This window comes from Salmonella sp. GDC200615, assembly GCF_050574145.1.
GTDB lineage: Bacteria > Pseudomonadota > Gammaproteobacteria > Enterobacterales > Enterobacteriaceae > Salmonella > Salmonella enterica.
Genome location: NZ_CP192247.1, coordinates 955328 through 974356 on the forward strand (window position 1 = coordinate 955328; position 19029 = coordinate 974356).

At 51.5% G+C, this 19029-nt stretch carries 15 protein-coding genes and 3 pseudogenes; 11 read left to right on the forward strand and 7 right to left on the reverse strand.

Annotated features, from left to right (window positions below):
* Positions 1 to 63: 63 nt before the first annotated feature.
* From caiD to caiT, 5 genes are all read right to left on the reverse strand, one after another.
* Entirely contained in the window at positions 64 to 849 is a 786-nt protein-coding gene (caiD, locus tag ACQ29O_RS04515; protein ID WP_253336192.1) for a crotonobetainyl-CoA hydratase, read from the reverse strand.
* Between the two features lie 53 nt (positions 850 to 902).
* Positions 903 to 2456, reverse strand: a complete 1554-nt coding sequence (caiC, locus tag ACQ29O_RS04520) for a crotonobetaine/carnitine-CoA ligase (RefSeq protein WP_020936821.1) — start codon at positions 2454 to 2456, stop codon at positions 903 to 905.
* A 62-nt stretch (positions 2457 to 2518) separates the two neighbouring features.
* Positions 2519 to 3736, reverse strand: a complete 1218-nt coding sequence (gene caiB, locus ACQ29O_RS04525; protein WP_001016213.1) for an L-carnitine CoA-transferase — start codon at positions 3734 to 3736, stop codon at positions 2519 to 2521.
* Between the two features lie 111 nt (positions 3737 to 3847).
* Complete coding sequence (gene caiA / locus ACQ29O_RS04530) at positions 3848 to 4990, reverse strand: crotonobetainyl-CoA dehydrogenase (RefSeq protein WP_000347128.1); 1143 nt, start codon at positions 4988 to 4990, stop codon at positions 3848 to 3850.
* Positions 4991 to 5036: 46 nt separating this feature from the next.
* Positions 5037 to 6542, reverse strand: coding sequence for an L-carnitine/gamma-butyrobetaine antiporter (gene caiT / locus ACQ29O_RS04535; RefSeq protein WP_000787075.1), 1506 nt, complete (start codon positions 6540 to 6542; stop codon positions 5037 to 5039).
* Positions 6543 to 7022: 480 nt separating this feature from the next.
* On the opposite strand from caiT, the gene ACQ29O_RS04540 reads away from it, so the two are divergent.
* The 8 genes and pseudogenes from ACQ29O_RS04540 to ACQ29O_RS04575 all read left to right on the forward strand — a co-directional run bounded on the left by ACQ29O_RS04540 (position 7023) and on the right by ACQ29O_RS04575 (position 12884).
* Positions 7023 to 7793: an electron transfer flavoprotein FixA gene (locus ACQ29O_RS04540; RefSeq protein WP_000692191.1), complete on the forward strand. Its 771-nt coding sequence runs from the start codon at positions 7023 to 7025 to the stop codon at positions 7791 to 7793.
* Positions 7794 to 7808: 15 nt separating this feature from the next.
* Positions 7809 to 8750 (forward strand): electron transfer flavoprotein subunit alpha/FixB family protein, encoded by a 942-nt coding sequence (locus ACQ29O_RS04545; protein ID WP_001032201.1) that lies wholly within the window; start codon positions 7809 to 7811, stop codon positions 8748 to 8750.
* Positions 8751 to 8799: 49 nt separating this feature from the next.
* The gene (locus ACQ29O_RS04550) at positions 8800 to 10086 is read left to right on the forward strand and encodes an FAD-dependent oxidoreductase (RefSeq protein WP_001287768.1); all 1287 of its coding nucleotides are present in this window, start codon (positions 8800 to 8802) and stop codon (positions 10084 to 10086) included.
* The gene (fixX, locus tag ACQ29O_RS04555) at positions 10083 to 10370 is read left to right on the forward strand and encodes a ferredoxin-like protein FixX (protein WP_000203733.1); all 288 of its coding nucleotides are present in this window, start codon (positions 10083 to 10085) and stop codon (positions 10368 to 10370) included. Before ACQ29O_RS04550 ends, fixX begins: the two co-directional genes overlap by 4 nt.
* 146 nt (positions 10371 to 10516) lie before the next feature.
* Positions 10517 to 11857 (forward strand): MFS transporter, encoded by a 1341-nt coding sequence (locus ACQ29O_RS04560; protein ID WP_001674927.1) that lies wholly within the window; start codon positions 10517 to 10519, stop codon positions 11855 to 11857.
* 88 nt (positions 11858 to 11945) lie between these two features.
* Positions 11946 to 12176, forward strand: coding sequence for a YgdI/YgdR family lipoprotein (locus ACQ29O_RS04565; RefSeq protein ID WP_001172089.1), 231 nt, complete (start codon positions 11946 to 11948; stop codon positions 12174 to 12176).
* A 26-nt stretch (positions 12177 to 12202) separates the two neighbouring features.
* Positions 12203 to 12297: pseudogene (locus tag ACQ29O_RS04570) on the forward strand (glutathione-regulated potassium-efflux system oxidoreductase KefF); the annotation flags it as partial.
* Between the two features lie 170 nt (positions 12298 to 12467).
* On the forward strand, positions 12468 to 12884 hold the full coding sequence (locus ACQ29O_RS04575) for a hypothetical protein (protein WP_161600087.1): 417 nt from the start codon (positions 12468 to 12470) through the stop codon (positions 12882 to 12884).
* Between the two features lie 223 nt (positions 12885 to 13107).
* On the opposite strand, the gene srfN is transcribed toward ACQ29O_RS04575, so the two are convergent.
* On the reverse strand, positions 13108 to 13398 hold the full coding sequence (srfN, locus tag ACQ29O_RS04580; RefSeq protein ID WP_000745961.1) for a DUF1471 family virulence protein SrfN: 291 nt from the start codon (positions 13396 to 13398) through the stop codon (positions 13108 to 13110).
* An 897-nt stretch (positions 13399 to 14295) separates the two neighbouring features.
* Between srfN and ACQ29O_RS04585 the strand changes: the two are divergent.
* Positions 14296 to 16185: pseudogene (locus ACQ29O_RS04585) on the forward strand (sulfatase-like hydrolase/transferase).
* Positions 16186 to 16389: 204 nt separating this feature from the next.
* On the opposite strand, the pseudogene ACQ29O_RS04590 reads toward ACQ29O_RS04585, so the two are convergent.
* Positions 16390 to 16470, reverse strand: a pseudogene (locus ACQ29O_RS04590) (hypothetical protein); the annotation flags it as partial.
* Positions 16471 to 16591: 121 nt separating this feature from the next.
* Between ACQ29O_RS04590 and kefF the strand changes: the two are divergent.
* Together kefF and kefC are read left to right on the forward strand one after the other, a co-directional pair.
* Positions 16592 to 17122: a glutathione-regulated potassium-efflux system oxidoreductase KefF gene (kefF, locus tag ACQ29O_RS04595; protein WP_000600699.1), complete on the forward strand. Its 531-nt coding sequence runs from the start codon at positions 16592 to 16594 to the stop codon at positions 17120 to 17122.
* The gene (gene kefC, locus ACQ29O_RS04600) at positions 17115 to 18977 is read left to right on the forward strand and encodes a glutathione-regulated potassium-efflux system protein KefC (protein ID WP_000377163.1); all 1863 of its coding nucleotides are present in this window, start codon (positions 17115 to 17117) and stop codon (positions 18975 to 18977) included. Before kefF ends, kefC begins: the two co-directional genes overlap by 8 nt.
* The last annotated feature ends 52 nt before the right edge of the window (positions 18978 to 19029 follow it).

Sequence of the window (19029 nt, forward strand, 5' to 3'; positions counted from 1 at the left end):
CCGGCCTACGGTTGCGCATGTGCTGTAGGCCGGATAAGCGAAGCGCCATCCGGCATAGTCACATTAACGACCTTTCCACACCGGATCGCGTTTTTCGGCAAATGCCTGCGGTCCTTCGAGCGCATCTTCTGAATGCAGTACCGACGGATAATGCTTCAGCACGCCGCTGCGGATGTAGCGGTAGCCTTCTTCTACCGGCATTTCGCTGGTCGCGCGATAAATCTCTTTCAGCGCCGCGATAGCCAGCGGGGCGCTATTGACCAGTTGTTGCGCCAGTTCGCGCGCGCTATCCATCAGTTCGCTCTGGCTGACAACGCGGTTCACGACTCCCCAACGCAGCGCTTCTTCGGCGCTCATTCGTCTGCCGGTCATTACCATTTCGTTGACGATAGCCGGTGGCAGCAGCTTAGGCAGACGCAATACGCCGCCGCTGTCAGGCACGATGCCTAGCTTTGCTTCCGGCAGCGAGAAGCTGGCGTTTTCGGCGCAGACAATAAAGTCCGCCGCCAGCGCCAGCTCAAAACCGCCGCCAAACGCGTAGCCGTTCACCGCGGCGATAACCGGCTTATCGAGGTCAAATATTTCGGTTAAACCAGCAAAGCCGCCGGAACCAAAATCAGCATCCGGCGCTTCACCTTCCGCTGCCGCTTTTAAGTCCCAGCTAGCAGAAAAGAATTTCTCCCCGCCGCCGGTAATGATTGCTACGCGTAATTCCGGATCGTCACGGAAATTAAGAAAAGCTTCACCCATTGCAAAGCTGGTTTTGGCGTCAATGGCATTCGCTTTAGGTCGGTCGAGGGTAATTTCCAGGATCGGGCCGTTACGGGTCAGATGTAATGACTCACTCATAGTTCATCTCCAGATAAATAGTTTCCCGGCGGGATGGATTCCTGCCGGAAGGTTTATTTCAGATTTTTTTTGATTATTTTTCCTGAACAGTTGCGCGGCAGGTCGGTTCTGATCTCCATAAAAGAGGGAACCTTGAATTTCGCCATATTGTTTTCGCAAAAGCTGAAAAACTCGGCTTCGCTTAATGTTTCACCTTCATTAAGGACGATAAACGCTTTAATGGCCTCATCACGGATCGCGTCTTTAATACCAACCACCACAATGTCCTGAATTTTCGGATGTGCAGAAATAATATTTTCCAGCTCGACGCAGGAGACATTTTCCCCGCCGCGTTTAATCATGTTGCAGCGTCTGTCGACAAAATAGAAATAGCCATCCTCATCCTGGTAACCCGAATCACCGGTATGTAACCAGCCCTCTGGTTCCAGCGCCCTGGCGGTTGCCTCCGGCTGCATGTAATACTCTTTGAAGATAGTCTTGCCGGGGATGCCTTTAATACAGATTTCGCCAATTTCTCCGGCGGGCAGCGGGCGATTTTGATCGTCACGGATTTCGGCTTCATAGCTAAATCCCACGCGGCCAATGGAGGGCCAGCGTCGTTTTTCTCCGGGACGGTCGCCGATAATACCGACGATGGTTTCAGTCATACCGTAGGAGGTCAGCAGCCTGACGCCAAAGCGTTCGGTAAAATCGTCTTTTTCCTGCTCGGATAAATTGAGATAGAACATCACTTCGCGCAGGTGATGCTGCCTGTCCGTTGGTGCGGCGGGCTGGACCATCAGCGTGCGGATCATCATCGGAATGCACTCGGTCACCGTCGCCTGATATTTACGTACCTGATCCCAGAATGCCCGGGCGCTGTACTTTTCCAGGAGCACAAAGGTGCTGCCGGCGGAAAAGGCTGGCATTGCGGCGGTACACTGGCAGTCGATATGAAAAGCGGGCATCACCGTCATGTACACGTCATCATCGCGCAGGGCGATTTGCCAGGCAGAGTAGTAGCCTGCAAAACGCAGGTTATAGTGGGTAATCACCACCCCTTTTGGACGCGAGGTGGTACCGGAGGTAAACAGAATTTCCGCCGTATCGTCAGTGGATAACGCGGGCGTATAGCACAGCGTGGCCGATTGACGTGCTTGCAGTTGGGAAAAGTGGCTCACGCCATCGTCAGCCGGAAGCTGCTCGCCAATCAGACAGATATGATTAAGCGGAGTGCTATTGTCCTGGCGTATTTCACGGTACATAGGATAAAACTGGACGCTGGTAACCAGCAGACTCACCTGGCTGTTTTGCAGGATCCAGGCGCTTTCTTCGCCCAGTAAGCGGGCATTAATCGGTACCATAATGGCGCCGATTTTTGCCAGTCCAAACCAGCAAAAGATGAATTCCGGACAGTTATCCAGATGCAGCGCGACCCTATCACCCTTGCGGATCCCTAAGGAGTAAAAAAGGTTCGCCGTGCGGTTAATCTCTTCATTGAGCGAAGCATAGCTAAACTGCCGAACGATTCCCTCACAGGATTCGAAAATTAACGCCGTTTTATCTCCGTACACCCCGGCCAGGTCGTCCCACATCTGACGTAAGTTTTGTCCGCCAACGATATCCATATTGCTTTATCCACTGAAATCAGGCGTGAGCGCTAACCGGAAAACCGATTAGCGCATCGCGTTTAATCCTCAACTTTGGCCAGGCCTTTGCCGACCAGTTCCTTAATATCTGCTTCGCTATAACCAATGTTTTTCAGAATGGCGGCGGTATCCATGCCGTGTGACGGCATGCCACGCCAGATTTTCCCCGGGTTGTTTTTAAATTTCGGCATGATGTTCGGCCCTTTACAGGTGCGACCGTCCATTGTTTGCCACTGAGTAATCGATTCGCGGGCAACGTACTGCGGGTTACCTTCCAGTTCCGGAATGGTGAGCACCTTCGCACAGGCGATATTCAGCTCAGCAAAGCGCGCCTGAACTTCGGCGATAGTGTGTGTTGCCAGCCAGGCGTCCAGTTTCTCTTCGACGAGCGGGCCGTAAGGGCATTCCACGCGATGGATGAGCTGCGTGCCTTCCGGAACTTCCGGCGTACCAAGAATATGGGCCAGGCCAATATCTTTAAAACACTCGTTGATTTGCGTGATGCCGACCAACTCCATGACGATGTAACCATCGGCGCATTTATACAGGCCGCAACCAGCGTAGTAGGGGTCTTTCCCTTTCGTCATACGTGGACAGATTTCGCCGCCGTTGAAGTAGTCCATCATGAAGTACTGACCCATGCGCAGCATCACTTCGTACATGGCGATATCGATGCTTTCACCTTTACCCGTTTCGCGTACTTTGTGCAGGGCCGCCAGCGCGGCTGTCGTCGCGGTCATCCCGGAGAAGTAATCGGCGGTATACGGGAAGGCTGGCATCGGCTGATCAACGTCGCCGTTTTGGATCAGATAACCACTGAATGCCTGCGCGATGGTGTTATACGCCGGAAGATTGGTGTACTCCTCGGTACCATACTGGCCGAAGCCGGAAAGGTGGGCAATGACCAGTTTCGGGTTATGTTCCCACAGCACTTCATCAGTAATACCACGGCGGGCAAAGGCCGGGCCTTTACTGGCTTCAATGAAAATATCGGTAGTTTCCATCAGTTTCAGAAACGCTTCCCGACCTTCATCTTTGAAAATATTCAGCGACAGGGCGTGCAGGTTGCGGCGTGAGAGCTGCGGGTAGTTAGGCTGTACGCGGATGGTATCGGCCCATGCGACGTTTTCAATCCAGATAACCTCGGCGCCCCATTCGGCGAACATCTGTCCGGCGAATGGACCGGCGATTTCGATTCCTGAAAAAACAACGCGTACCCCAGCAAGCGGGCCAAAGGTTGGCATTGGTAAATGATTCATCATTTTTCTCCTGGCATTTTTTGCGGTATGTAGGCCGGATAAGCACAGCGCCATCCGGCATGATTGCCTGATGGCGACGCCCCGCGTCTTATCAGGCCTACAAGGGATCGATTAGCGGTATTGCTTAAGTACCGCACGACCCAACGTCAGGATCTGCATTTCATCAGAACCACCAGAAACACGGTCAACGCGCAGGTCACGCCAGAAACGCGTGATGCGGTGGTTGCCCGCGATACCAACACCTCCCAGTACCTGCATGGCGGTGTCTACCACTTCAAACGCGGCGTTGGCGCAGAAGTATTTGCACATTGCCGCGTCGCCGGAGGTAATCGTGCCGTTATCCGCTTTCCACGCGGCTTCCAGCAGCATATTTTTCATGGAGTTCAGTTTGATCGCCATATGCGCAAACTTCTCCTGAATCAGCTGGAAACGGCCAATAGCTTCACCAAACTGCACGCGCTGATTCGCGTAACGCGCAGCGTCTTCAAAAGCGCACATTGCGGTACCGTAGTTGGTCAGCGCGACGAGGAAGCGTTCATGGTCAAACTCTTCTTTCACGCGGTTGAAGCCGTTACCTTCCCGACCGAACATGTCTTTCTCGTCCAGTTCAACGTCGTCAAAGGTGATTTCACAGCAGCTATCCATGCGCAGACCGAGTTTCTCCAGTTTGTTGACCTTGATACCCGCTTTGCTCATGTCCACAAACCACTCGGTGTAAACCGGTTTATCCGGCGATGCACCGTCTCTCGCCATGACCACGATGTACGGGGTATAGGCGCTACTGGTGATAAAGCACTTACTGCCATTAAGATAAACCTTACCATTTTTGCGTGTATAAGTGGTTTTCAGACTACCAACATCCGATCCCGCTCCCGGTTCGGTGATAGCAGAGTTCCACATCTGCTTACCGGTGCCCCGGAACGCCATGATTTTATCAATTTGCTCCTGAGTCCCTTCACGCAGGAAAGTGTTAAAACCTCCTGGCAATTGGTACAACACGTAAGTTGGCGCGCCAAGACGTCCCAGCTCTATCCAGACGGCGGCGACGGTAACAAAACCCGCTTCCAGACCGCCGTGTTCTTCCGGGATCAGCAGGCTATCAATACCCATATCCGCCAGCGCTTTTACAAAACGCTCAGGGTAGACGCTGTCACGATCGCACTCGGCAAAATAAGCTTCCCAGTTCTCACTGGCCATCAGTTCGCGAATACCGGCGACAAACAGCTCCTGTTCGTCATTTAAGTTGAAATCCATCTTTCAGCCTCTTGATCAATTGGGTTAATAAGAATTACTTGTCTTTTCAGTGCACCTTGGCGTCTTTAATAAAGGACAGCGTCACCATAATGTTGACGAAGAACAGCGGACATCCTCCGGCGATAATCGCGGTCTGAATCGGCTTCAACCCACCCAGCGCCAGCAGAACGATACCGATGATGCCGACCAGCACTGACCAGCCGATACGCACTAACAGAGGCGGCTCTTCACCATCGCGAACTTCACGACAGGTCGATATCGCCAGGGTGTAAGAGCAGGCGTTAATCAGCGTGACGGTGGCAATAAAGCAGAGGATGAAGAAGCCCCACATGGTGGCGGTGCTGAGCGGCAAGGCGGCCCAGGTTTCGATAATGGCGCGCGCCACGACGTGTTGCTCAATCAGTTGCGGAATGTTGAGGATGTTTTTATCCATCAGCAGCAGCGTGTTGCTGCCCAGCACTGTCCACAGGATCCAGGTAGACGCGGTCAGACCCATCACCATCCCGAAGCACAGTTCACGTACGGTACGACCACGGGAAATACGGGCCAGGAAGATACTCATCTGGATGGCGTATATAACCCACCACGCCCAGTAGAAAACGGTCCAGCCCTGTGGGAAGCCGCCTTTACCGATGGCGTCGGTATAGAACAGCATCCGTGGCAGATGCATTAACAGCATCCCGACGGAGTCGGTGAAGTAGTTCATGATGAAGCTGGCGCCGCTGACGATAAACACCCAGCCGAGCATCAGGAAGCTCAGGTAGCTACGCACATCGCTGGCGATTCTGACCCCTTTTTGCAGGCCGCAGGCCACGCAAATCGCGTTCAGAATGATCCAGCAGGTAATGATGATGGCATCCAATTGCAGCGTATGCGGAATACCGAACAGCCATTGCATACACTCGGTGACCAGCGGGGTAGCCAGACCGAGGCTGGTGCCCATCGCGAAGATCAGCGCCACCAGGTAGAAGTTATCGACGATGGTACCGAACAACCCTTTCGCATGCTTTTCACCGACGAGCGGTACCAGCGTGGAGCTGGGGCGGATGACATCCATCTTGCGTACAAAGAAGAAGTAGGCGAAGGCCACAGAAAGGAAGCTATAGGTTGCCCACGGCAGCGGCCCCCAGTGGAACAGGCTGTACGCCAGGCCTATCTCTTTCGCGCCCGTGGAATTTGGTTCCAGGCCGAACGGCGGGGTGGAGATATAGTAGTAGATCTCAATAGAGCCCCAGAACAGAACCGCAGCGGATGTACAGGAGGCGAACATCATGAAAATCCAGCTGGCGGTGCTAAACTCCGGTTTTTCGTCACCTAATCTCTTTTTGGCATAGGGGCCAAAAACCAGCCAGAACCAGCCGAAGAGCATGACGACCATATACCATTCAAATGCCCAACCCCAGACGTTGGTGACATAACTGAATACCGCATTAATAACGACGTTAGCGGCATCAAGATCTCTGACTGTTAGCCAGCAAAGTATCCCGACAATTATTAATGGCGGAAAAAAAACCTTCGGTTCAATTCCCGATTTTTTCTTTTCATTTTTCATAAGTGAATTCCAGTGTGAAAACGAAATTTATTTAGCGTGCCAGTCCATGAACGTTTGTTTATTTATTATTAATGATTTGTTGATAAGTTTTTAACCTCTGGGACGCCTCAATGAGTAACTCATGATGGGTATTCACTTCGGGTGATTCTGTTATCTTTGTCACACTTTTTTGCGTTGATTATTTTGTGTCTAAATTTTGATTTTTGCTTTATTTATCAATTTATTAGTTGTGGTTTTTTAACTTTTTTAAGTATCTGGCGTTCAATATTGTTGAGCCAGCAAACAATATTGAAAATTTTCATATTTGGCATATTTCTTTCAATATTGGTGAGGTGCGTAACACTATTGAAAGTTACGAATATCAATGTGTGACATTTTCAATATTGGTGATTAAGGTTTTATTTCCGAATTAAAGAGCGTGATATCTGTATTTAACACCGCCGATATAAATACGTTTCCTTCATGATTTCTGGAGATGCAATGAAGATAATTACTTGCTACAAATGCGTACCTGATGAGCAGGATATTGCGATTAATAATGCTGACGGAACACTCGATTTCAGCAAAGCGGATAGCAAAATCAGCCAATATGATCTGAATGCAATTGAAGCTGCTTGCCAGTTAAAACAGCAGTTGGGAGACGCTCAGGTTGTCGCCATGAGCGTTGGCGGCAAAGCGCTGACCAATGCAAAAGGGCGCAAAGATGTCCTCTCTCGTGGCCCTGATGAACTGATTGTGGTCATTGACGATCAATTTGAGCAGGCGCTGCCGCAACACACCGCTACCGCGCTGGCCGCCGCGGCGCAAAAATCAGGTTTCGATCTACTTATCTGCGGCGACGGTTCTTCCGATCTTTATGCTCAGCAGGTTGGTTTGCTGGTGGGCGAAGCGCTGAACATTCCGGCGATTAACGGCGTGAGTAAAATCCTCTCTCTTACCGACAGCACATTGACAGTAGAACGCGAACTGGAAGATGAAGTTGAAACGCTGAGCATCCCGCTCCCGGCGGTGATCGCGGTTTCCACCGACATTAACACCCCACAAATCCCTTCGATGAAAGCCATTCTTGGCGCGGCGAAAAAACCGGTTCAGGTCTGGTCGCCTGCGGATATCGGGCTGAACAGCGTATCCGCGTATTCCACACAACAGGTTGCCGCACCGAAGCAGCGCGAGCGTCAGCGTGTGGTGATTGAAGGTGACGGTGAAGAACAAATCGCCGCGTTTGTCGAGAATCTGCGCAAAATCATTTAATTATCAGGGGATGTTATGAACAAATTTTCCAGTGTCTGGGTATTCAGCGATACCCCTTCTCGTCTGCCCGAACTGATGAGTGGCGCGCAGGCTGTAGGTGAAAAAGTTAACGCGTTCGTACTGAACGAAGCGGATAGCGCGACAGCATGTCATTTGGGCGCCGATCATGTCTGGCTGCTCAGCGGCAAACCAGAAGACCGCATGATCGAAGACTACGCTGCTGCGATGGCTGAGACTATTCGTCAGCATAGTGAGGGCGGCGCGGTGCTGCTGCCGAATACGCGTCGGGGCAAGCTGTTGGCGGCAAAGCTGGGCTATCGCTTGTCGGCTGCGGTTTCCAACGACGCCAGCGAAGTCTCCCTGCAGGATGGAAAAGCGGCGGTCAAACATATGGTCTACGGCGGTCTGGCGATAGGGGCAGAAACCATCGCTTCGCCGTTTGCCGTGATCACGCTCAGCAGCGGAACGTTTGACGCACAAGACCCGGACACTTCTCGCAGCGGCGAGATGCATACCGTGCAGTGGCAGGCTCCGGCCACTACCGTGACCCGCACCGCAACCCAGGCGCGTCAGAGCAACAGCGTTGACCTCGACAAAGCGCGTCTGGTGGTCAGCGTGGGACGCGGCATCGGCAGCAAAGAGAATATCTCGCTGGCCGAAGCGCTGTGCCAGACCATCGGCGCCGAGCTGGCCTGTTCCCGCCCGGTAGCGGAAAACGAGAAGTGGATGGAGCACGAGCGCTACGTCGGTATCTCCAACCTGATGCTCAAACCTGAACTGTATCTGGCAGTGGGGATCTCCGGGCAGATCCAACACATGGTCGGCGCCAACGGCGCGCAGACGATTTTCGCCATCAACAAAGATAAAAACGCGCCAATCTTCCAGTATGCGGATTTTGGCATCGTTGGCGATGCGCTGAAGATCCTGCCTGCGCTGACGGCTGCCTTAGTGCGATAAACCATTTCGGGCAGGATGCGAAGGTATCTTGCCGCTGACAGGAGTACGTATGTCCGAAGATATCTTTGATGCCATCATCGTGGGTGCAGGTCTGGCCGGTTCGGTTGCGGCGCTGGTGCTTGCTCGCGAAGGTGCACAGGTGCTGGTTATCGAGCGTGGCAATTCTGCTGGCGCGAAGAATGTCACCGGTGGGCGCTTGTATGCACATAGCCTGGAACGCATCATTCCCGGCTTTGCGGATCAGGCCCCCATTGAACGCATGATCACCCACGAAAAACTCGCCTTTATGACCGACAAAGGGGCGATGACGATGGATTATTGCAACGGCGAGGACGCCGCATCGTCGCAGGTTTCTTATTCCGTTTTGCGCAGTAAATTTGACGCCTGGCTGATGGAGCAGGCCGAAGAGGCGGGGGCGCAACTGATCACCGGTATTCGCGTGGATAACGTTGTTCAGCGTGATGGCAGAGTCGTGGGCGTGGAAGCCGATGGCGATATTCTGGAAGCCAAAGTCGTAATCCTCGCTGACGGGGTGAATTCTCTGCTGGCTGAAAAGCTGGGCATGGCAAAGCGTGTTGAGGCATCGCATGTTGCTGTCGGCGTGAAGGAACTGATCGAATTGCCGAAGTCGGTCATTGAAGATCGTTTCCAGTTACAGGGCAACGAAGGTGCCGCCTGTCTGTTTGCCGGGGCGCCAACCGATGGTCTGATGGGCGGTGGCTTCCTGTATACGAATGAAACAACCCTTTCCCTGGGGCTGGTCTGCGGTCTTCATCATCTGAAAGACGCGAAAAAATCGGTCCCGCAAATGCTGGAAGATTTCAAACAGCATCCGGCAGTTGCGCCGCTGATCGCCGGTGGCAAGCTGGTGGAATATGCCGCGCACGTTGTACCCGAGGCGGGAATGAATATGCAGCCTGAACTGGTGGGCGATGGCGTGCTGATTGCCGGAGACGCTGCCGGCATGTGTATGAACCTCGGCTTTACCATTCGGGGTATGGATCTCGCCATATCCGCAGGCGAAGCGGCGGCGAAGACGGTGCTTTCGGCGATGAAGAGCGACGATTTTAGCAAGCAGTCGCTGGATGAATACCGTCAGCATCTGGACGAAGGTCCGATGCGCGATATGCGTATGTATCAGAAACTGCCAGCTTTTCTTGATAATCCCCGCATGTTTACCGCTTATCCCGAAATGGCGGTCAGTATCGCGCACGACCTGTTCACCGTGGATGGCTCCGCTCCGGTGCCGATGCGTAAAAAAATCCTGCGCCATGCGAAGAAAGTGGGCTTCATCAACCTGATGAAAGATGGCCTGAAAGGAGTGACCGTATTATGACATCTCCCGTTAATGTGGACGTCAAACTGGGCGTCAATAAGTTCAATGTGGATGAAGACAGCCCGCACATCATTCTCAAAACCGATCCTGATAAACAGGCGCTGGAGGTGCTGATTAAGGCCTGCCCGGCGGGACTGTATAAAAAGCAGGACGACGGCAGCGTTCGTTTTGATTACGCCGGGTGCCTGGAGTGCGGAACGTGCCAGATCCTCGGCCTTGATACGGCGCTGGAAAAATGGGAATACCCGCGCGGGACGTTTGGCGTGGAGTTCCGCTACGGCTAATAAGTACGAAGTTGTGCCCCCGTTGGCCGGATAAGATGCGGTAGCGTCGCCATCCGGCAATCATGTGGCGCCAATGCCGGATGGCGGCGGAAACGCCTTATCCGGCCTACAGATGCGCTTTGCCCGTGTTGAAACAGGACATCACCATGCAGCAGCCCAGGAACTTTGATGACCTTAAATTCTCCTCCATTCATCGCAGAATTATGCTGTGGGGAAGCGGCGGCCCGTTCCTTGATGGCTACGTGCTGGTGATCATTGGCGTGGCGCTGGAACAACTGACGCCGCTATTGCACCTTGATGCTGAATGGATTGGCGCGCTCGGCGCGGCTACGCTTGCCGGACTGTTTATCGGCACCTCGTTGTTTGGCTATATTTGCGATAAAGTCGGGCGGCGTAAAATGTTCCTGCTTGATATTATCGCTATCGGCGTTATCTCCGTGGCGACCATGTTTGTTTCCACGCCGCTTGAATTACTGGTGATGCGCGTTTTAATTGGCATTGTTATCGGCGCGGATTACCCTATCGCTACTTCCATGATTACGGAGTTTTCCAACACCCGCCAGCGCGCGTTCTCCATCGGTTTTATCGCCGCGATGTGGTACGTCGGCGCGACCTGCGCCAACCTGGTGGGCTACTGGCTGTATGACATGGAAGGCGGCTGGCGTTGGATGCTTGGCAGCGCCTTTATCCCGTGCTTAATCATTTTGATTGGCCGCTTTGACCTGCCGGAATCGCCACGCTGGCTATTGCGAAAAGGACGGGTAAAAGAGTGCGAACAAATGATGATCAAACTGTTCGGCGAACCGGTCTGCTTTGACGATGAGCCGCCGCAGGAGACCCGCTTCCTGCAGTTGTTTAACCGCCGTCATTTTCCGTTTGTACTGTTCGTTGCGGCTATCTGGACCTGTCAGGTAATCCCGATGTTCGCTATCTATACCTTTGGGCCGCAGATTGTCGGGTTACTCGGCTGGGAGCAGGGGCGCAACGCGGCGCTCGGCAATGTGGTGATTAGCCTCTTTTTTATGCTGGGCTGTATACCGGCGATGTTCTGGCTAAACAGTATTGGCCGTCGCCCTCTGCTTATTGGCAGCTTCGCCATGATGACTATCGCGCTGGCGCTGCTGGGGCTGGTGTCAAATCTGGGCATCATACTGGTCGTGGTGGCGTTTGCGGTATACGCCTTCTTTTCCGGCGGACCGGGCATACTGCAATGGCTTTATCCTAATGAACTCTTCCCGACGGATATTCGCGCTTCGGCCGTGGGGGTTATCATGTCGTTAAGCCGCATCGGAACCATTGTCTCCACCTGGGCATTACCGATTTTTATTACTCGTTACGGTATTAATAACGTCATGCTGATTGGCGCGTTGATTTCGTTAGTCGGGCTTGGCGTATCGGTGATGTTTGCCCCGGAAACTCGCGGCTTGACGCTGACACAGACCGGAAACATGACTTTGCGCGGAACGCCATCGGATAACCCTCATTAAGAGTGTTCTGCATTTCTCCCTGCTTTTCGCCAATAACGCTACAGTTAACAGTCACATGCTAAAACAACTGAAAAGCAGGGAGAACACCATGCAAAAACGTCTTATGACCGCACTGTTTACCGCAGCAACACTATTCACCGTCGCAGGATGCTCTTCTAACCAGGCGGTTGAAACCACGGATGGCAAAACTATTGTCACCGACGGGAAACCCGAGGTCGATAACGATACCGGTATGGTGTCTTATAAAAACGCCGCCACCGGGAAAACCGAACAGATTAACCGCGATCAGCTGAAAAATATGAGCGAGCTGGATAATTAATTAAATTTTTTCTGGTTAGCTGCTCAATAATATTCTCTCTTTATGCGCATCCATTTATTCCCATGCGAATAAACGGATGTCTGAACAGGCAGGGACGCCGGGAAACGTCGAAATACGTTCGCCCGTGTTCCCGCTTTCCCCACCGCGCTGTCCTCTTACATGAGGTTACACTCATCGACATTTCTCTGAACAGCGGCTCAACATTTCCCGGAAAAAAACATATCGCAGGGCATTTATCCTTATGATTAGGTATAAATGATGAGGTATAAGGAACAGGAGTCTGTAATGAAACTGAAACCAATACCTTTTTATTTGCTCGCGCTATTTTCTGCCGCCTCCGGGGCTACGGAGATAAACGCCTGCAAAGACCTGATCGGAACATGGAAAACCACGGCAGATAACCCGCCTTATACCATGACAATATTGCCGCCAGTAGAAAGCTGCGGGGAAAAATGTGTGAAACTGAACGTGCAGTATGAACTTGACGTGACTCACCGCAATGCGCTTTATTGCCATGAAGGACACGAGGGGGTAAAAGGGCAGGGACCCATGGTGATAGCATTTGAAGGGGCGTATGGTGGACACGCTATTGGAACCTATAACCGACAGCTGCAATTACTTTGGGCTGGCGTAATACCGAAAAATAAAAAGGGGAAATGGATAACGAAAATGGAAAATTACTGGTTCAGGCAGGTAAAAGCGCACTAAACATCATCTTAAAACAGCCCGCAAAACCGTCTTATTTACGAAGGGCTTACTGCCTGCGCGCGCCCATTCCAACGGCTTGCCTGCCCCGGATGAACTGTTGATAAAAAAGAGGGCCAGCATCTGTTTCCAGACGGCCCTGAGTGGATTGTGACGTAACATGGCACCTTGCTGGCGCTCTCTTATTATTTCATGCCTGTGCCCTCGTTATGGCGCAATCAGAGCTTTATTTCGTCGCATCGTTATAAACTTCGGCAACGGCTTCAAAATTCGGACCATGCTCACGTGCAGCGATAATATGATAATATTTTCCGCCTTTCGCATCGGCTAATTCTGACAGTTTTTCGCGTAGATCAGAGGGTGAGGAAATCTGCCCGCCACTCTGGGACACATTTATGGTGCCGACCTTAACCAGTTTGAAGTGGCTGATTTCTTGTTTAGAGACCTGCTCTGCCGCAAGTGTGCTGAATGAAGCAACCGTTGCCAGTAATGCGGCGGCAATAATGCGTTTTTTCATAGTTCTGTTCCTGTTGCATTGATGATAAGGTTTGCGCAATATCAGTAATCCGTAACGAAATTATTTATCCCCTTCATACTTCAGGTTGCTTATGGGTTGGCTACGGATTACTCGGCCCACCCATGGGCCTCGCCCTGACGGGCCGTCGCACGCGACGTTCAAATCTGCTCCCGGCAAATTTGTCGCTCACCTCAGTCACATAATTATCTATGCTCCTGGGGACTCACTCCCTTGCCGCCTTTAAGCAACTCGAATTATTTTGGGTAATAACCTCGGTTGATTATCTGAAAATAGCCTTATTTGGTGTGACCGTCTTATATCTTGTTATAGTCACCTCTTTATGTTGTTGTCAATGTAAAATAATGCACTGCCAGCTAAAAAGAAACTTAACCCCCTGTAAATAATAGTTTTTATATTATTTCTTTTAATGGCGTAATTTTTATTGAATCACGCGGCAATACGCTAGTTTTATTCATAAGCAACATAACAGAATTGAGTTATGTTTTAATTTCCCAGAGTGATATTACCGGTTGTATGTCTATGGTTGCGCGGCCTGTTACTGATAGTGTTTCTTTCGGGGCGATTTTATTGTAGCGGCATAGGGTAATCACCGTAGTTGAAGGGAAAAGGCACGAACACAGAGCTATAGAGTATGTTTAATAATGTATTTTTTTATGAAGTAATGTCTGCAGTTGTATCTCTAAAATAAAAACAATGAACTTTTCATCTAAATAATTTTTCAATGAATTATGCTCATTTATTAATATATTTCTAATTTGAAATACAAATCAATTTATAACACATATTCTTACCCGGAAGGCATTGATACATATCCACGCTTCCTCGTACAGTAATAAATGAATATGTGATAAAGTTACTGACTACAGGTATAATAATATGAGTAATAAAAAAAATCTGTCCGCAGAAGAGACGGATCTTACGCGTAGGAAACTGTTAACCAGCGCCGGTATTCTTGCCGCCGGCGGTATGCTATCCGGCGCGGTAAAAGCTGATGAAAAATGTGCCGTCAAGGCGAAACCGGCGTGGGATAAACCGTTTACCGGCGAAATCCCGGAAAAATTGCCAGAAGGATATAATATTCTGTTAGTCGTGACCGACCAGGAGCGTTTTTTTCCTACGTTTCCTTTCCCGGTACCCGGCAGAGAGCGGCTCATGAAAACGGGGGTGACATTCTGTAATCATCAGAATACCAGTAATGTCTGTACGCCTTCCCGCTCCGTATTGTATACCGGCTTACATATGCCCCAGACAAAAATGTTTGATAATCTGGGCTTACCCTGGATGCCTTATGACCTTGACCCCGCTCTTGGAACCACAGGCCATATGATGCGGGAACTGGGATACTATACGGCCTATAAAGGTAAGTGGCATCTTACAGAAAAACTGGAGAAGCCTTTGCCTGACGAAAAAGATGAGGATATTGATGTCGGGGATATTCCTGAACCAGAATTACATAAAATTATGGAAAAATATGGTTTTGCTGACTATCACGGCATCGGCGATATTATAGGCCATAGTAAAGGCGGCTATTTTTATGATTCAACCACCACGGCTCAGACTATAAATTGGTTAAGATGCAAGGGGCAGCCCTTGAATGACCAACACAAGCCCTGGTTCCTGGCCGTTAACCTCGTTAATCCTCATGACGTCATGTTTATTGATACCGATAAAGAGGGAGAAAAGGTACAGTGGCGTGGCGAGTTGGATCAGGATGATAATACCCTGGCGCCCACGCAGCCGCCGGAAAACGAGCTTTATCAGGCAAGCTGGCCGAACTATCCGCTGCCGGCAAACAGGCATCAATAATTCAATGAGCAGGGAAGACCGCCGGCGCATCTTGAATACCAGACGGCGCGCGCTGCGCTGGAAGGGCAGTTTCCTGATGAAGATCGTCGTTGGCGTAAACTGCTTGACTACTATTTCAACTGTATCCGCGATTGTGATACTCACCTTGACCGGATATTAAATGAACTGGATGCCCTCAAGTTAACTGATAAAACGATTGTTGTATTTACTGCCGATCATGGCGAATTAGGCGGAAGCCATCAGATGCACGGTAAAGGCGCTTCCGTTTATAAAGAACAGATCCATGTACCGATGATTATTTCTCACCCGGCGTACCCCGGTAATAAGAAATGTCAGGCGTTGACCTGTCATCTTGATATTGCGCCGACATTAGTTGGGCTGACCGGTTTGCCGGAAGAAAAACAGCACCAGGCGTTAGGCAACCGCAAAGGCGTTAATTTTAGCGGATTGCTAAAAAACCCGGAGAGCGTTGCGGTTAATGCGGTGAGAAATGCCAGCTTATATTGCTATGGCATGATCTTGTATACCGATGCCCATTATCTCCACCGTGTTATCGCGCTACAAAGAGATAAACAAAAAACGGTGGCGCAAATCAAGCAGGAAATATCCCATTTGCATCCTGATTTTAGCCATCGTTCAGGGACGCGGATGATTAACGATGGTCGTTATAAGTTTGCGCGTTATTTCTCGCTAAGGGAGCATAATACGCCGGAAACCTGGGAGGATCTTATTAAGTACAACGATCTTGAACTTTACGATCTTAAAAATGATCCCGATGAGAACCATAACCTTGCTGCTGATAAACAGAAATATCAGGATCTCATTCTTACGATGAATGAAAAACTGAATAAAATTATCAAAGACGAAATTGGCGTGGATGACGGCAGTTTTATGCCGGATGCGGCCCATGAGCCGTGGGATCTTACTATTGAGCAATTTAACCGCATGGCGAAAGATTAAGAGCCTGGCCCATTAGGCTATTTTATTCGTCGGCGATCTGGCATCCAGCGTGTCTGGAGGTTCAGATGCTGTTGGCGCTGCGCTTATTGGGTCTGTATCATCATGTAATGGATTGATATTACAGTCATTACAGGCAAATTTAGCGCAGCGCCGCCCGGTAAGAAGGCCTTAAACCGATTGGTCAGCGATTTAAGGCTACTATCATCACCGACCTTTCCACACCGGATCGCGCTTTTCCGCAAACGCCTGCGGCCCTTCGAGGGCATCTTCGGGGAGCAGGATGGCGTCAACTCCTTGCGGGCGTTAATTCAATTTTTTCTGGTTAGCCGCTCAATAATATTCACTATTAGCCTGGCGAATTTGTCACTACACTTTGTGATAAAAAACAGATCATCACAGGCTAATCATGATCCTCATTATTTATGCGCATCCGTATCCGCATCATTCTCATGCGAATAAGCAGATGCTTGAACAGGCAGGGACGCTGGAAAACGTCGAAATACGTTCGCTTTATCACCTCTATCCCGATTTCAATATTGACGTTGCCGCCGAACAGGAGGCGCTGTCGCGCGCGAGTCTTATCGTCTGGCAGCATTCGATGCAGTGGTATAGCGTCCCTCCTTTACTCAAATTATGGATGGATAAAGTCCTCACCCACGGCCGGGCTTACGGTCATGGCGGTACGGCATTGCACGGTAAACATCTGCTGTGGGCGGTAACGACCGGCGGTGGTGAAAACCATTTTACTATCGGTTCACATCCGGGATTTGACGTCCTTTCTCAGCCGCTACAGGCGACGGCGCTCTATTGCGGCCTCAAATGGCTGCCGCCGTTTTCCATGCACTGCACGTTCATTTGCGATGACGACACCTTACAGGCGCAGGCGCGTCAGTATAAACAGCGTTTACTGGCATGGCAGGAGGTGAATCATGGATAGCCATACTCTACTGCAGGCGCTGATCTATCTTGGTTCGGCGGCGTTGATTGTGCCGATTGCGGTACGTTTGGGCTTAGGATCGGTGCTGGGGTATCTGATTGCGGGTTGCATTATCGGCCCCTGGGGGCTACGGCTGGTAACGGACGCCGAATCTATTCTGCATTTTGCGGAAATCGGCGTCGTGCTGATGTTGTTTGTTATTGGGCTTGAACTGGACCCGCAACGGTTATGGAAGCTGCGCGCCTCGGTATTTGGCGGCGGCGCGTTACAGATGGTGGTCTGCGGCGGACTGATTGGTCTGTTCTGTATGTTTCTTGGCCTGCGTTGGCAGGTGGCGGAACTGATTGGCATGACGCTGGCGCTTTCGTCCACGGCTATCGCCATGCAGGCAATGAATGAGCGTAACCTGACCGTTTCACAAGTAGGGCGTAGCGCATTTGCAGTGCTCTTGTTCCAGGATATCGCGGCGATCCCGCTGGTGGCGATGATTCCGCTGCTGGCCGCCAGCGGCGCATCCACCACGCTTGGCGCGTTTGCGCTATCGGCGTTGAAAGTCGCAGGCGCGTTGGCGCTGGTGGTGTTGCTGGGACGCTACGTTACGCGCCCGGCGCTGCGCTTTGTCGCGCGTTCTGGTTTGCGGGAAGTGTTCAGCGCCGTGGCGCTATTTCTGGTGTTTGGTTTCGGCCTGTTGCTGGAAGAGGTTGGGCTGTCAATGGCGATGGGCGCGTTCCTGGCGGGCGTTCTGCTGGCGAGTTCGGAATATCGTCATGCGCTGGAAAGCGATATTGAACCCTTTAAGGGGCTGCTGCTGGGGCTGTTCTTTATTGGCGTCGGCATGTCGATTGATTTCGGCACGCTGGTGGAGAATCCGCTGCGCATTCTGCTGTTGTTGGCCGGTTTTCTGGCAATCAAAATCGTCATGCTGTGGCTGGTCGCGAGGCCGCTGGGCGTACCGGCAAAACAGCGTCGCTGGTTTGCCGTCTTATTAGGCCAGGGAAGTGAGTTTGCGTTTGTGGTTTTTGGCGCGGCGCAAATGGCGGATGTACTTGAGCCGGAATGGGCAAAAGCGCTGACGCTGGCGGTCGCGCTGTCGATGGCGGCAACGCCGATTTTTCTGGTGCTGCTGACGCGCATGGAGAAGACCGCGACGGGGGAAGCGCGCGAGGCGGATGAAATCGACGAAGAGCAACCGCGGGTTATTGTGGCCGGGTTTGGACGATTTGGGCAGATAGCCGGGCGTTTGCTGCTGTCGAGCGGGGTGAAGATGGTGGTGCTCGATCACGACCCCGATCATATCGAAACGCTGCGTAAATTCGGCATGAAGGTTTTTTATGGCGATGCGACGCGTATGGATTTACTGGAATCTGCCGGAGCGGCGAAGGCGGAGGTATTGATTAACGCCATTGACGATCCGCAAACCAATTTGCAACTGAGTGAACTGGTGAAGTCGCATTTCCCGCATCTGCAGATTATCGCCCGCGCCCGTGATGTCGATCATTACATTCGCCTGCGCCAGGCTGGTGTGGCGATGCCAGAACGTGAAACCTTCGAAGGCGCGCTCAAAAGCGGGCGACAGGCGCTGGAAGCGCTGGGGCTGGGGCGTTATGAAGCCCGCGAGCGCGCGGATCTGTTCCGTCATTTTAATACCCGGATGGTGGAAGAGATGGCGAAAGGGGAAAACGATCCGTTATCTCGCGCCGCCGCCTATAAACGTACCAGCGCGATGTTGAGCGAAATTATTACCGAGGACCGGGAGCATCTGTCGTTGATTCAGCGCCACGGCTGGCAGGGAACGGCTGAGGGCAAACATTCCGGGGAGGCCGCTGATGAACCCGAGGTCAAACCGTCAATCTAAAGTAAAAAATGTGATGTTCTGCAAACTTTACTGCTAATTGGCTGTTTTTGAA